The sequence below is a fragment of the Legionella gratiana genome (assembly GCF_001467695.1).
Lineage (GTDB): Bacteria > Pseudomonadota > Gammaproteobacteria > Legionellales > Legionellaceae > Legionella > Legionella gratiana.
The window spans coordinates 145,196-159,223 of sequence record NZ_LNYE01000020.1; the positions used below are offsets into that span (position 1 = coordinate 145,196).

Below are 14,028 nucleotides of genomic sequence, written 5' to 3' on the forward strand. Positions count from 1 at the left end.
CAATTATTGTTTGCAATAGTGACTCTAAATTCGCAAAATGCACTCTAATAGTGCTAGACGTAAAAGGGATTCCATGCCTTTTACGTCGCACTCACGTTACTTAGCAGCTGCGGCTTTCTTTTCTTTTTCTTTGGCAATTACTGCCTCAGCTACATTGTTTGGGCAAGGGGCGTAGTGAGAGAATTCCATTGAGAATTGACCACGACCTGAAGTTAGGGTACGCAATGTACTGATGTAACCAAACATTTCTGAAAGAGGAACATCGGCCTTAATACGGACACCAGCTGCACTGGGCTCCTGACCTGAAATCATGCCGCGACGACGGTTCAAGTCACCAATCACATTACCTACATCCTCTTCTGTACTATAAACGTCAACCTTCATAATGGGTTCAAGCAATTGTGGGGCAGCTTTGGGTATCGATTGACGAAAAGCACTTTTTGCAGCAATTTCAAATGCGATTGCTGAGGAGTCAACGGGGTGATAAGCACCATCGGAGAGATCAATTACAACATCCAATACAGGAAACCCTGCTAAAGTACCTGTATCCATCATTGAGCGAAAACCTTTCTCAATTGCAGGAAAGAACTCTTTTGGGACATTTCCACCGACTACGGATGTGGTGAACGTAAATCCAGTGTTGGGCTCACCTGGTGAGATAGTGTAGTCAATTTTACCGTATTGACCAGCTCCACCTGATTGTTTCTTGTGGGTATAGCTGTCTTGAATCGATTTGGTTATGGTTTCGCGGTAAGCAACCTGTGGTTGACCCACTATTAATTCAACATCGTAAGTACGCTTCAGAATATCCACTTTAATATCAAGATGCAATTCACCCATTCCACGAAGAATGGTTTCACCCGAATCTTCATCAGTTTCAACCCTAAACGTTGGATCTTCTGCAACCATCTTACCAATAGCAATACTCATTTTTTCGGTAGCGCCTTTATCTTTTGGCGTGACCGCAATCGAGATAACTGGCTCAGGGAAAACCATTGCTTCCAGTGTACACTCGTGATTAGGATCACAAAGAGTGTGGCCGGTTCGAACATTTTTCATACCTACAATTGCGATAATGTCGCCTGCTTCAGCACTTTGCAATTCAATACGCTCATTTGCTTGCATCTCAACCATACGGCCGACACGTTCCGTTTTACCGGTAAAGGAGTTAAGAATCGTATCCCCTTTATTCAATTTTCCTGAGTATATGCGTACGAACGTTAAGGCACCAAAACGATCATCCATGATTTTAAATGCCAAGGCGCGAAATGGCTCATCAGGAGAAACGATAGCGAATTGGCCGTTTGGCTCACCTTCAGCATCAGTTAAAGGTTGTGGATTTACTTCATGTGGAGCAGGTAAATAGTCAACAACTGCATCCAATAATAGCTGCATCCCTTTGTTTTTAAAGGCTGAACCGCAATAAGTTGGGAAGAAGGCTAATTCAAGCGTACCTTTACGGATACAACGCTTAATTTCTTCTATTGAAGGCTCCTCTCCTTCTAAGTAAGCCATCAGCAATTCATCGTCCATCTCAAGGGCCGTTTCAATTAATTGCGCGCGATACATTTCAACATCGTCATGCATATCGGCTGGTACATCGGTAACTTTGTAATTTTCTGGCTGACCAGATTCGTCCCAAACATAGGCTTGGCGAGTTAATAAATCGACAACACCGACGAAGCTGTCTTCATAACCTATGGGCAAAGTCATAATTAAAGGATGTGCACCCAATACTTTTTTAATTTGCTCAGTCACTTTCAAGAAGTTCGCGCCGATACGATCCAATTTGTTTACGAAAATCAAACGAGATACTTTTGAATTATTTGCATAGCGCCAGTTGGTTTCTGATTGAGGCTCAACGCCGCCAGAACCACAGAATACCCCGATACCGCCATCGAGAACTTTCAGTGAACGATATACTTCTACAGTGAAATCAACGTGTCCTGGGGTATCGATAATATTGAAGCGATGACCTTTCCAGAAGCAACTAACTGCAGCTGACTGGATGGTAATGCCGCGCTCCGCTTCCTGTACCATAAAATCGGTTGTTGATTCACCATCATGAACCTCGCCTATTTTATGAATTCTACCGGTGAGCTTCAGAATACGTTCAGTTGTGGTGGTTTTTCCGGCATCTACGTGGGCGAAGATACCAATATTTCTGTAAAGGTTTAAATCAGTCATAGCGCTCTTATAAAATTTAAATGGATAAAAAATTGTCGCATATTGTACAGGATTTTATCCGAATTTGCAGCAAAAATTTAAACTCATTAAATTATTTTATAATCACCTTCATAAATTTGTTAATTCCTCTCACGATCATCAATGATTTTAAGTAATGCTTATGACAGCTAAAGAACTATATATTTTTACGTTATTCCAAATCAGACTGCTGAGATCAGCGTTGCATAAAGAGTACGAAAAATATCGGGTAATGGTATTGATTTATTTTGCGTGTAATCCACCCAAACAATTTTGCAACTACCGTGTGCCATAAGTACTTCATCTTGATAAAGCTCATGATCCATAAGCATACTCGAATTACCAAGACTATGAATTTTAGAACGTAAAGTAACAAGAGCAGGATAAATCACTGGTTTTAAAAAAGTACAGGCTACATGAATCACTACTGGTCCTGTTTTTTCCGTCATATTAATATTCAAGTCTCTTAACCATTCAATGCGTGCTTCTTGAAAGTACTCAAAATAGCGCGCATTATTTACATGCCCTAATGCATCCATATCTCCCCAAGCGATAGGGAACTCTTTTTTATGTACTTCAACTTTTCGATTGTTCATTTCAGATTCCAATTTGACGTTTATTTAAGATAAATCTATAGGATCCACATCCATATTCCAGCGTAGACCATTACTTAATTTATTTCTTGTGAGCCATTCACGAACTTGCGTTAAAACATTCTTTAGAACTTTTCTTGAAGGTGATTTAATCAATAATTGCATACGGTATTGATTGGCTTTACGTGGCATAGGAGCGGGTGCTGGTCCCATAACGATAATAGCGTGAGTGTTTATTTGCTCTTTAACCGCATGTAAAAAATTTGATACACTTTTTGCTACTTTTCCTTGTGCCCGAACTACTGCTAGATAGTGAAAAGGAGGCATTTGTGCTTGTTGACGCATCGTTAATAAAACCTCTGCGAAGTGATCATAGCCCTGCTGAATCAATAAATTGAGTAAGGGATGATTCGGTAAATGCGTTTGAATTAAAACTTGACCTGCATAGTCTGCACGCCCTGCACGACCCGAAACCTGGGTTAATAATTGCCCTAAATGCTCTAGCGCACGAAAATCTTGGTTATAAAATCCAGCATCAGCATCAAGCACCACTACTAAAGAAAGGCGTGGAAAATGATGGCCTTTCGCCAACATTTGCGTACCAACGATGAGCTGCGCTTCTCCACTATGGATTTTGTCCAAATGCTCATCTATAGAATTCTTTTTACGAACCGCATCGCGATCAATACGCACAACTTCTGTATTAGGAAAGTACGTACTTAAAAATTCATGAATACGCTGAGTCCCTGCTCCAACTGGAATCAGCTCCCTACTTTGGCAACTCGAACAATGCCCTGGTTTTTTTTGCGTCAAACCACAATGATGACAAATCATTTGTCCTAGTTGTTTATGAAGCGTCAAATGACTATCGCACGCACGACAATCAACCATCCAACCACATTGATGACATAACAATACCGGTGCAAAACCACGGCGATTAATAAACACTAAAACCTGATTTCCCTTATGTAAGTGTTCTTTAATCACGTGTAGCGTTGGCGTTGCTAACCCATGTTGCACTGTTTGAGAACGAAGATCGATGAGTTGGTAATGCAATGGGGTAGTCGATGAGGCTTTATGAGTGAGGCGCAACAACTTATATTTTTTCTGTTTGCTATTATGTAGGCTTTCAAGGCTAGGTGTTGCTGAACCCAAAATGATAGGAATATTTGCCAGATTTGCGCGCATTAATGCGGTATCACGAGCTGAATAGCGCACCCCCTCCATTTGCTTTAATGAAGGATCATGCTCTTCATCAACCACAATTAATCCTAAATCAGGCATTGGTGTGAAAATAGCAGCCCTAGTTCCTATGACTACTTTAACCTTCTTTTCTTTTGCTAATTGCCAAGCAATTTGTCGTTCTGATTCATTTAATCCAGAATGAATCACTGCAATAGGTTGTGTAAAGCGTGCTGTAAAACGGGATACTAATTGCGGGGTTAACCCGATTTCAGGAACCAAAACTAAAACCTGTTTCTCTTGCTCTAAAATTTGTGCAATCACTTGCAAATATACCTCCGTTTTACCGCTGCCCGTAACTCCTTGCAATAAAAAGCATTGATAGCAATTTAGCTCTTCTTTAATCGCAGTTACTGCAACAGCTTGTTCTGCATTAAGTGTTAAAGGAGAGGAACGTAAAATCTCAGATTGTTTAGGAAACAGGATTTGTTGGGATAAAGAAAGAACTTGGGTTGCGAGTAAATGACACAATTGATTGGTAGTAAATCCGTTTTGAGTTAAAACACGTTGAGCAACGGGCTCTTTTTGATTATTTAAAAATTCGATAAGCTCTAACTGTTTATGGGCGCGAGCTGGAATACGTTTTTTAGCTTCGTTCAAAGGTAAAGCTAATTGATAAAAATCACCCATCGGTAATTGACAGGCTTGGCCTAAACGATATTTTTTGGGTAAAGCCAGAGACAATACTTCCGATAAAGGTGATTGGTAATAACTGCTGACCCATGAACATAAAGTCAATATTTTTTCATCAATTAAAGACTGCTCATCAATGATTGCACTCATGTTTTTTAATACACAATCGTGCAAAGATTCATTCGCGCTGATGACAATACCAAGACGCGTTTGCTTGCGAAATGGAACCCAGACTCGAGCACCAATACATGGAGTAAGTCCTTCTGCGACATAATCAAAATAGTCTTTGTTAGTATGTGGAATACAAACTTGATAAATGGTATGGGGCTGCGTTTGATGTGAACGTTGCTTCATTGATTGGGTGCTTGAATTCTCGCCTAACTTCATGGGTACTCCGGTTCTGCGATCCATGTCCTCTCACATTCTTATCTCCGCGGCGAATTTCGAAATGGATTTATTCATCCACTCTTTGCCATTCATGACTGGCAGATTGTCCAGGAGCAGAAAAAACTTTGACTACGATCTTCTCAATGCGATGTCTATCCAACTCATCCTTGTCTTGAACCAGTTCATAAACAAACCACCGTGAAAGTTCTTCAACGGTAATATTGGTTAATGGCAATAGCGTAACATCTTCTTTGAGAAAGGGAATTTTTTTATGATTAAACGTAAAATAATAATATGCTTCATCTTCAGCATACTCCAAAAAAGGTGAAAATTGTGGCATCAAAAAAGTTTGATTCAAATAACGACATAATTTATGAATACGTTCTTTATAATAACGGTAGTCAAAGGTCATACCATTTTCTTCAACCCAAGTAGTCAATGCGAGATAAACTCCATACATATGGCCATGTAACGGTTCTCTTTCTGTTGCGGAAAAAAGAGTAGTATGGCCAGCAGAAAACTTCATTGATTCTTTCTGCAATTCCACTGTAGTAAGATATTTTTTCTCGTTCATAAACTCACTCGTTTATCATTTAGTTGAAACCCATGCAAAGCAACATCTATCCCTTTGCTCAATGCAATTACTTTAAACAATTCACCCATTTCACTCGGTTGTGTCAACTGTTTTATTACTTGCTTTGCTCGCACCTGTTCTAATTCAGTATTTAATGAGTTAATAAAGCTTAACAAACCATTGGCCAGTAAAAAAGAGGCTTGATTAGTATAACCCGCAATGTGAAAACCTGCTTGTTGTCCAGCCTCTGCTACATGAGTAAAGTCTACATGCGCAGTAATATCTTGCTCTCCAAGATGTAGTAATGGATTTGGGTGACTGTGATGTTGATAATGACACATCAAAGTTCCTTGATTTCGATCGGGATGATAATACTCATGGCGGGGAAACCCATAATCAATCAAAAAAACTACTCCTTGCTTCAGCATTCGATAATTATTCAAAATCCAATCATCAATAAAAAGATTCACCTCTGAAAGATAAGGGATACCTAACAAAGATAATTTGTGATTTATATATTTGAGCAAACGTTGATTTTGACAAGGCTTGAAGACCTCTATGAGTTGTTGCTGCTCATTAAAACGCACGTAACTTTCCATAATTCCTTGTTCGGTATTCATAAAACGATGTACAGGCATTGCATCCAGAACTTCGTTTGCCAAAACCACACCATTAAAAGGAGTTTCCGGCCAACGATCCAGCCAAGTGACCAGATGCGCTAAATGAGGAATTTTTTGCTCAATCATCTCCCGTTGACGATGATATAAATTAGAGCTGACTTCTAAGATATAATAGACTTTGGGCAAAGAATTGTGCTCAGCAAGATGTTCTAATATAGAGATACAAAGTGCACCCGATCCCGCACCAAACTCAAAGAGCGAAGGAGATTCAAGAACATGGAACACTTGCAGACATTGATTTGCTAAAGTTTTACCAAATAAGGGAGTTAATTCAGGAGCCGTGATAAAATCACCTTGCTGCCCTAATTTTTGCAATCCTGAACTATAATAACCTTCGCCTGGAGCGTACAATGCCAATTGCATGAATTCTACAAAGGGAATAGCCTGTCGTTGAGCCAGTTGTGCCTGTAGTGTTTGTAGTATACTCATAACGAAAATGACTTAAAAAATCTAGGGAAAATACCTTGAAACTCGAAAAAACACAAGAAGCAAAACTTGCTTTAGTCACGGGGAGTGCACGTCGTATTGGTGCTGCAGTAGTCAAAAAATTGCATGCAGCAGGGTATCAAGTGGTTATCCATTGTCATCAATCGTCGTACCAAGCTCATTTCCTTGCTAAGAGTTTAAATACTCAACGAGCCAATAGCGCTTTTGTGATACAAAAAGAATTATCTGAGCCTAATGCTGCTGAAGAAATCGTGGCAGCAATACACGATTGGGCTGGGCGTTTGGATTTACTCGTCAACAACGCCTCACTTTTCATTCGCACCGAATTTAACTCTTTTAGTACAGCGGATTGGAATGCTTTGTTCGATATTCATGTTAAAGCCCCGTTTTTGCTAAGCATTGCAGCTCGTCCTTTATTAGCAAAACAATCCGGATCCATTATCAATGTGACCGACACCCATGCTGAAAAACCACTGAAAGGATATTCGGTATATTGTCAAAGCAAAGCTGCCTTGGAAATGCAAACAAAAAGCCTGGCGCGCGAATTTGCTCCCGACATCAGAGTTAATGCCATTGCTCCAGGAGCTATTATGTGGCCAGAGAGCTCCAATACATTGTCGCCAGAAATACAAGAAAAAATTAGAAGCAAAATACCCTTAAAAAAACATGGCGATCCCGAATGCATTGCCCAAGCTATTTTAGCGTTGGCTGAAAATCCCTACATTACGGGGCAAATTCTTAAGGTTGATGGAGGAAGAAGTATATTTAGCTAACAATTTTTGCCTACTGCAATAGAGCGAAAAAATGCTTTATTTTTTCTATAGAATCTAATTGATAAAAACGATTCAACAAGGATGCATCAAACACTTTTCCAAAATAATAACGTACCAAAGATTTACTTTGTAAAATAGCTTTATACTCATCTTCTAATGCGGCAAGGCCTTGTAAATGCTTTATAAAGAAAGCACTTTTTTCAGAAAAACTCACAGCCACGCTTTGTTGCTCTAGCAGCTCCTGATACAACCAGGGTTTACCACTCCCTGCACGTGATATCATATAAGCATCACAGCCACTAAACGCCACTGCTCTTTGTAAACTAGCAATATCATGAATATCACCATTAGCAATAACGGGAATCGCTAAATGTTGTTTGATTTGTGCAATTTGTTGTAAATCAGAGGCCACTTCATAATCATCAATCCAACGACGACCGTGTACAATCAATGCATCTGCTCCAGCTTCTTCAATTTTTTTTGCCAAAATAAAATCCTTTTCATTCCCTTGGATGCGAATTTTAAGGGTTAAGGGGATTGTTATTGCGGCACGTACTTCTTTAACGATTTTCACCAAATGTTCAGGGGTTTCAAGTAATGCGCTTCCTGCGCCCCTTTTGCGTATTTTAGGCTTTGGGCAACCGCAATTTATGTCAATAACATCGGCACCATAAAATTGTAATTTTTGTGCCGCTTGTGCCAATATATTGGGTTCCGTACCTGTAATTTGATAAGCGAGAATCTGCTCTTCTGGAGCTCGATAAATATAGCGAGAGTTCATAGAGTGTTTGTAAAGAATATCTCTTGCAGAACTCATTTCAGTAACACAGTATGCTGGTGAACGATAATTATAAAACAATGTTCTAAATGGAGCACAACTATAACCTGCTAAAGGACCTTGAATAAGTCGATGAGGTAGTGTTAATGAACCAATTTTCAAAGAAGTGTTAATAAAAGCGTGCATCAATTTAATTCATGGATATAATGAGGGCGAATTTTAACATACTTGAAAAAAAATCGAATTAAAAATGGACAAACGTTATTTATCTCCTTTAGAATTACTCAATATTGCAACTCAACATGCCTATGCAGCAGATTACTTACTCCAGCAACTCACTCACAAAACCGTGAGGGAAGCCGATTCACTAACCGTACTAACACCAGTTACTTCATTGATGTATCAAGCCTTCCAACTCACCTTAAAAGCTTATTGTTTGCATGAACATCGCCCAGTTAAGGAGTATAAAAAACTCATGGAACTGGTTGAATTAAACAGCCATTTGGGGTTTTCTCGCCAAGAAATCATTTTATTAAAAACGCTAACCAAACAACAGGCATTTCACAAAGGAACTGATTTTGATTTATGGGAAAACCAACAGCAATTTCATGTTTTTTGTGAAGAAATTCTTTCTCTTTATCAGCGATTACAAATGATGATGCCCTTAGAGCTTCACCCTGATTATCAACAATAGGCTTATTTATCAATAATGAGTCAACCCGACCAAGTAGAACACAAAAATTATCTGTAGGACTTGGCATTAGCTACAATTCACGTTAGGATAAGTTCTTTTATTTAATCTCTGTTTGAAGTTACTCACATTAAGGTAAAAACTATGGAGCAAGTAGAAGACAATAAAACTGAAAATTCTGTGCAACACCAAATATTACAGTTAAGTCATCGCTTAAACTCGCAAATTTTAGGCCAAAAGGGATTAATTTCACGCCTACTCATTGCCTTACTTGCTGATGGCCATTTATTAGTTGAAGGAGCGCCAGGTTTAGCAAAAACACGCGCTGTTAAAGAGTTATCTGATGGGGTTGAAGGCAACTTTCATCGCATCCAATTTACACCTGATTTATTACCCGGTGATTTAACAGGTACTGATGTATATCATCCACAAAATGGCTCTTTTGTTTTTCAACCCGGCCCAATATTCCACCATCTGCTTCTGGCAGATGAAATTAACCGTGCTCCAGCTAAAGTACAATCTGCCTTACTCGAAGCCATGGCAGAAAGACAAGTCACTATAGGCGGTAAAACTTATCCTTTACCTGAATTATTTTTGGTAATGGCAACTCAAAATCCTATTGAACAAGAAGGAACTTATCCTTTGCCCGAAGCACAACTGGATCGGTTTTTAATGTATGTAAAAATTAGTTATCCCGATGCGAAGATAGAGCATGATATTTTAGCTTTATCCCGAAAAGAGGCCTTAGGCATCGCGACGGCCAATAAGCATGTCACCACCGAAAAATTACCTCAGAAAACATTATTTGAGGCACGCAAACAAGTACTTAACGTTCATACAAGTGAAGCATTAGAAAAGTATCTAGTCCAATTAGTAGTCGCAACCCGAAATCCCGAGGTATATAGTAGCGAATTAGCACGATGGTTGCGTTTTGGGGCAAGTCCACGCGCTACGATTGCTTTAGATCGTTGCTCAAAAGCCCATGCGTGGCTTTCTGGAAGGGATTACGTCACTCCAGATGATATTCATGTGATTGCTCATGATGTATTACGACATAGAATTTTATTAAGTTTTGAAGCTGAAGCAGAGGGAGTTAATAGTGATGACTTTATAGACTCCTTATTACGCTTGGTTGCTGTTCCTTAAATATGGATTAGCATGAGGTTTTTATGGCTAATGGCGTTACTGCAGAACTCAACGAACTGATTGACTTAAGACGTTATGTACAATCTGTTCGTTATCATCCAGAAGGTAGAGCAATACGATCAGGCAATCATTTATCCAAAGTTCGTGGTCGTGGAATGGATTTTGCCGAAGTAAGAAATTATCAAGCTGGAGATGAAATTCGTCACATGGAATGGCGTGTCACTGCGCGTACGGGCAGACCTCATGTCAAAGTTTATCAAGAAGAAAAAGAGCGCCCTGTAGTAATCCTCACTGATTTTAATCCTTCGATGATTTTTGGTACACGCATCGCATTTAAATCCGTCATCGCAGCACGATTATCTGCACTTCTTGCTTGGACAGTAATCAAGGAAGGAGATAGAGTGGGTGGATTATTCTTTTCGGCCACCGAGCACAGCGAGTTTATGCCCCGTAGCCGGGATGTGGGTGTTCTTCCCATGTTGGCCTCATTAAGCCATTATACGGCACAAACCGAAGTACAACGAGAAGCTCAACCAAGACAACTCAGCGATGTATTGATCCGATTACGTCGTGTGATAAGACCTGGAAGTATTTTAGTCTTGATCAGCGATTTTTATTCTATGGATAATGAAAGCGAACAACATTTAAATCGGTTGCGCTATCACAATGATATTCTGGCCTATCATATATGCGATCAAATAGAATTAACTCCACCAAAACCGCAGCAATATGCAATTACTAATGGACAACAAGAAATAATCCTTGATACCAGTCTTCATTCAGTAAGCACAGCTTATGAACAGTACTGCCAGCAGCGTATAACCCACTTACAAGAGCAGTTACGTTACTTACACATTCAGTATGTTCAAGTGACTGCGGACGTTGATTTAGTTTCTTTAGTACGTCAAACTTTTCCCAGGAGGTCTCCCCGTGGCTAACACTGACCCCTTGGCACAATTAAAGGACATTCATCTTCCCACACCTATAGGCTGGTGGCCTCTGGCTCCCGGATGGTATGTGGTCATTGCACTTATCGTATTGATATCTATCTTTATTTCTTATCGTATTTACACGAATTATCGTCATGCAAAAGCTAAAAAACACGCTTTGCTTTTATTAATGAATTATCAAAAACAATATGAGAAAGAGCGAAATGTAGCTCTCGCAAGTGCCCATATTTCGGAATTATTACGCCGAGTCGCACTAGCCTATTATCCAAGAGAAGAAGTTGCGAGTTTACATGGTGAAGACTGGCTGCGTTTTTTAAATGAAACGGGTAAAGGAATTGACTTCAATTTAGTAAGAAACATGCTCTTAGACGCCCCTTTTAAAACGGATCAAACCTTAGATCTCAACCCACTGTTCAACACTGCACAGCTTTGGATTAAGCAAAGGAGAGTGCCATGTTCGAATTAGCTAACCCTTGGATTTTATTATTTTTTCCTTTACCTTTAATGCTTTGGTTTTTAATGCCAAGAGTAAAAGTAAAGTTGCCTACTGCACTGAAAGTACCCTTTTTTGCGGCTATGATTGATATCGCAGATCAAGAAAAGCGCTCTATTTCGGTGCAACACTCTCTGTTAATACCAACATTAGTATGGTTGTTACTTGTTTTTGCTTTAGCAGGGCCACGTTGGGTTGGCGCTCCTAAACCCATTTCTCGTGAGGGATATAACATTATGATGGCCTTGGATTTATCAGGAAGCATGGAAATTCCAGACATGATTTTACATGGGCGTCCAACAAGCCGTTTAAATATAGTAAAAAGTACTGCAGAGCAATTTGTGCGTGATCGCTCAGGCGATAAAATTGGTTTAATTCTTTTTGGTACTCGTGCTTACTTGCAAACACCTTTAACCTACGACCGACATGCAATACTTTTACGTCTTGAAGATGCCACTGCAGGACTTGCTGGCAAAACAACTTCTATTGGTGATGCAGTTGGTCTTGCTGTTAAACGTTTAGATAGAGCCCCTCAAAAAGGGCGTATTATTATTCTATTAACCGATGGAGCGAATAATTCAGGTGTGCTTGCCCCACTGAAAGCAGCTGAATTAGCAAAAGAGGAAGGCATTAAAATCTATACAATTGGATTAGGTTCTGAAGGAGATTCCCGAGCTTTAGTGGGTGATTTTCTAATGCAAAATCCCGCAGCAGATTTGGATGAAGAGACTTTGAAAAAAATTTCCGCTATGACGGGAGGACGTTATTTTCGTGCTACAGATACTGAATCACTCCATTCAATCTACAAAACGATTAATCAATTAGAAACTATCAATCAAGAGCAAGCCACTGTACGTCCACAAAAAGAATATTATCCATGGTTTGTTGGTGTCGCTTTACTCCTTTGCTTCTATTGGCTGTTTGAAAAAGCCGATCTGACTTTTAGAATAAACTCTTTTGCAAAAAGGAGGGAGGCATTAAAGCCATGATTACAGCCTTTCATTTTTTAAGACCATGGTGGCTTTTAGTGATCATTCCTTTATTAGGGTTGACTTTGGTTTTATGGCGCCAAAAACCCAAATTACATGCCTGGTCTGAGGTTTGTGATCCGCATTTGCTCAATCACCTTCTCCAAAAAAAAGGTCAAGGACAACGAATGAGCTCGTTTCTGTACTTAATATTTAGTCTTCTATTTATGATTTTGAGTATTGCTGGACCTGCATGGTATAAGTTGCCTGTAGCAACCTATAAGCCCATACAGCCTAGAATTTTGGTTTTGGATATGTCCGATAATATGATGGCAAATGATTTAACCCCTGATCGCTTAAGTCGTGCTAAATTTAAATTACATGACTTATTTGCTCATAAAGATTCAGGCCAGTTTGGCCTAGTAGTCTTCACCAGCGAACCTTTTGTCGTTTCCCCACTTACTGATGATGGTCAGACTATCTCATCCTTACTTACTTCTTTAACTCCAGATATCATGCCAGTAAGTGGACAAAATCTATATCGTGCATTAACCGAGGCCAGTAACCTAATCAAAGAGGCAGGCTATACTCAAGGACAAATTTTAGTGATGACGGCAGACTCACCTTCGAGTGAATCAATTGCTCTAGCAAAAAAATTAACAGAATCGGGCATTTATTCCTCGATCATGCCGGTCAAAGCAGAAAAAAATTTAAATCCTTTATTTCAGAAGTTTGCTCAAGCAGGAGAAGGACAATTAATAAAATATACTTCCGATTCAAGTGACTTGAATCAATGGCTCAAATCTGGAAATACCAACAAATATACTCTGAGCGAAGACGAAGACATTCCACTGTGGCGTGATGAAGGGCGATGGTTTTTAATCCCTGCGATGCTATTGCTCTTACCTGTGTTTCGACGTGGCTGGATGCAGAGGGTAAGTGTATGAAGCGTTATGCCATTCTTTTATTCTTTTCACTCTATTCTTTATCCATTCATGCTTTTAATTGGCACGATTTATGGAGCACTCCCGATCAACAAGGACAAGAATTAATGGCGAAAAATCAATTTAAGGAAGCCAAAGAAACCTTTACTCGTAACGATTGGGCTGCGGCCGCTGCATATCGAGCAGGTGACTATCAAAAGGCAGCTGAATTATATCAAAACGTAGGTAACGAGCAGGGCTATTATAACGAAGGAAATTCTTTAGCGCACATGGGAAAATATGAAGAAGCAATCAAAGCTTATGATAAAGCATTAGCACTTAATTCAAAAAACCAAGATGCACTTTATAATCGTAAGTTAATTGAAGATCTTTTAAAGAAAGATAAAGAAAAAAATCAAAATCAGCAAAATAAAGATCAGCAAGACAAAGATCAGCAAAATAAAGATCAGCAAAATAAAGATCAGCAAAATAAAGATCAGCAAAACAAAGATCAGCAAAATAAAGATCAGCAAAACAAAGATCAG

At 39.4% G+C, this 14,028-nt stretch carries 14 protein-coding genes and 1 pseudogene; 8 read left to right on the top strand and 7 right to left on the bottom strand.

Annotation, left to right across the window (positions count from 1 at the left end; translation table 11 throughout):
- Positions 1-96: 96 nt before the first annotated feature.
- The 5 genes from fusA to Lgra_RS05460 all read right to left on the bottom strand — a co-directional run bounded on the left by fusA (position 97) and on the right by Lgra_RS05460 (position 6,743).
- Positions 97-2,187 (bottom strand): elongation factor G, encoded by a 2,091-nt coding sequence (gene fusA, locus Lgra_RS05440; RefSeq protein WP_058498260.1) that lies wholly within the window; start codon positions 2,185-2,187, stop codon positions 97-99.
- Positions 2,188-2,387: 200 nt separating this feature from the next.
- A complete protein-coding gene (locus tag Lgra_RS05445; RefSeq protein ID WP_058498261.1) occupies positions 2,388-2,801 on the bottom strand; it encodes an acyl-CoA thioesterase in 414 nt (137 codons plus the stop codon).
- 24 nt (positions 2,802-2,825) lie between these two features.
- The gene (locus Lgra_RS05450) at positions 2,826-5,027 is read right to left on the bottom strand and encodes a primosomal protein N' (protein WP_338011218.1); all 2,202 of its coding nucleotides are present in this window, start codon (positions 5,025-5,027) and stop codon (positions 2,826-2,828) included.
- Between the two features lie 100 nt (positions 5,028-5,127).
- Positions 5,128-5,634: a 6-pyruvoyl trahydropterin synthase family protein gene (locus tag Lgra_RS05455; RefSeq protein WP_058498263.1), complete on the bottom strand. Its 507-nt coding sequence runs from the start codon at positions 5,632-5,634 to the stop codon at positions 5,128-5,130.
- Positions 5,631-6,743, bottom strand: a complete 1,113-nt coding sequence (locus Lgra_RS05460) for a class I SAM-dependent methyltransferase (RefSeq protein WP_058498264.1) — start codon at positions 6,741-6,743, stop codon at positions 5,631-5,633. The genes Lgra_RS05455 and Lgra_RS05460 overlap by 4 nt, the downstream gene beginning before the upstream one ends.
- Before the next feature lie 35 nt (positions 6,744-6,778).
- Between Lgra_RS05460 and Lgra_RS05465 the strand changes: the two genes are divergently transcribed.
- Positions 6,779-7,534 (top strand): pteridine reductase, encoded by a 756-nt coding sequence (locus Lgra_RS05465; RefSeq protein WP_058498265.1) that lies wholly within the window; start codon positions 6,779-6,781, stop codon positions 7,532-7,534.
- Positions 7,535-7,544: 10 nt separating this feature from the next.
- On the opposite strand, the gene Lgra_RS05470 is transcribed toward Lgra_RS05465, so the two are convergent.
- Positions 7,545-8,498 carry a tRNA dihydrouridine synthase gene (locus Lgra_RS05470; protein WP_058498266.1) on the bottom strand — a complete coding sequence of 318 codons (954 nt, stop codon included), beginning with the start codon at positions 8,496-8,498 and terminating at the stop codon, positions 7,545-7,547.
- Between the two features lie 64 nt (positions 8,499-8,562).
- Here Lgra_RS05470 and Lgra_RS05475 point away from each other — a divergent pair, with 64 nt between their 5' ends.
- The 7 genes and pseudogenes from Lgra_RS05475 to Lgra_RS18655 form a co-directional block, all read left to right on the top strand.
- A complete protein-coding gene (locus Lgra_RS05475) occupies positions 8,563-9,006 on the top strand; it encodes a hypothetical protein (RefSeq protein ID WP_058498267.1) in 444 nt (147 codons plus the stop codon).
- Between the two features lie 141 nt (positions 9,007-9,147).
- Positions 9,148-10,149 (top strand): AAA family ATPase, encoded by a 1,002-nt coding sequence (locus Lgra_RS05480; protein ID WP_058498268.1) that lies wholly within the window; start codon positions 9,148-9,150, stop codon positions 10,147-10,149.
- A 23-nt stretch (positions 10,150-10,172) separates the two neighbouring features.
- On the top strand, positions 10,173-11,087 hold the full coding sequence (locus Lgra_RS05485) for a DUF58 domain-containing protein (RefSeq protein ID WP_058498269.1): 915 nt from the start codon (positions 10,173-10,175) through the stop codon (positions 11,085-11,087).
- Positions 11,080-11,565, top strand: a complete 486-nt coding sequence (locus tag Lgra_RS05490; protein WP_058498270.1) for a DUF4381 domain-containing protein — start codon at positions 11,080-11,082, stop codon at positions 11,563-11,565. The genes Lgra_RS05485 and Lgra_RS05490 overlap by 8 nt, the downstream gene beginning before the upstream one ends.
- Positions 11,553-12,581 carry a vWA domain-containing protein gene (locus Lgra_RS05495; protein ID WP_058498271.1) on the top strand — a complete coding sequence of 343 codons (1,029 nt, stop codon included), beginning with the start codon at positions 11,553-11,555 and terminating at the stop codon, positions 12,579-12,581. Before Lgra_RS05490 ends, Lgra_RS05495 begins: the two co-directional genes overlap by 13 nt.
- Entirely contained in the window at positions 12,578-13,507 is a 930-nt protein-coding gene (locus Lgra_RS05500; protein ID WP_058498272.1) for a vWA domain-containing protein, read from the top strand. Before Lgra_RS05495 ends, Lgra_RS05500 begins: the two co-directional genes overlap by 4 nt.
- A gap of 104 nt (positions 13,508-13,611) precedes the next feature.
- Positions 13,612-13,845 (top strand): annotated as a pseudogene (locus Lgra_RS18655) (tetratricopeptide repeat protein); the annotation flags it as partial.
- Here the strand turns inward: Lgra_RS18655 and Lgra_RS18605 are convergent.
- Positions 13,823-14,028: pentapeptide repeat-containing protein (locus tag Lgra_RS18605; protein WP_420795198.1), on the bottom strand; the 206-nt coding region annotated here is incomplete at its 5' end. The pseudogene Lgra_RS18655 and the gene Lgra_RS18605 overlap by 23 nt on opposite strands.

What these genes read in the sequence shown, in the direction of transcription:
- fusA (WP_058498260.1), bottom strand. Translation starts at nt 2,187, where the DNA reads ATGACTGATTTAAACCTTTACAGAAATATTGGTATCTTCGCCCACGTA.
- Lgra_RS05445 (WP_058498261.1), bottom strand. Translation starts at nt 2,801, where the DNA reads ATGAACAATCGAAAAGTTGAAGTACATAAAAAAGAGTTCCCTATCGCT.
- Lgra_RS05450 (WP_338011218.1), bottom strand. Translation starts at nt 5,027, where the DNA reads ATGAAGCAACGTTCACATCAAACGCAGCCCCATACCATTTATCAAGTT.
- Lgra_RS05455 (WP_058498263.1), bottom strand. Translation starts at nt 5,634, where the DNA reads ATGAACGAGAAAAAATATCTTACTACAGTGGAATTGCAGAAAGAATCA.
- Lgra_RS05460 (WP_058498264.1), bottom strand. Translation starts at nt 6,743, where the DNA reads ATGAGTATACTACAAACACTACAGGCACAACTGGCTCAACGACAGGCT.
- Lgra_RS05470 (WP_058498266.1), bottom strand. Translation starts at nt 8,498, where the DNA reads ATGCACGCTTTTATTAACACTTCTTTGAAAATTGGTTCATTAACACTA.
- Lgra_RS05475 (WP_058498267.1), top strand. Translation starts at nt 8,563, where the DNA reads ATGGACAAACGTTATTTATCTCCTTTAGAATTACTCAATATTGCAACT.
- Lgra_RS05480 (WP_058498268.1), top strand. Translation starts at nt 9,148, where the DNA reads ATGGAGCAAGTAGAAGACAATAAAACTGAAAATTCTGTGCAACACCAA.
- Lgra_RS05485 (WP_058498269.1), top strand. Translation starts at nt 10,173, where the DNA reads ATGGCTAATGGCGTTACTGCAGAACTCAACGAACTGATTGACTTAAGA.
- Lgra_RS05495 (WP_058498271.1), top strand. Translation starts at nt 11,553, where the DNA reads ATGTTCGAATTAGCTAACCCTTGGATTTTATTATTTTTTCCTTTACCT.
- Lgra_RS05500 (WP_058498272.1), top strand. Translation starts at nt 12,578, where the DNA reads ATGATTACAGCCTTTCATTTTTTAAGACCATGGTGGCTTTTAGTGATC.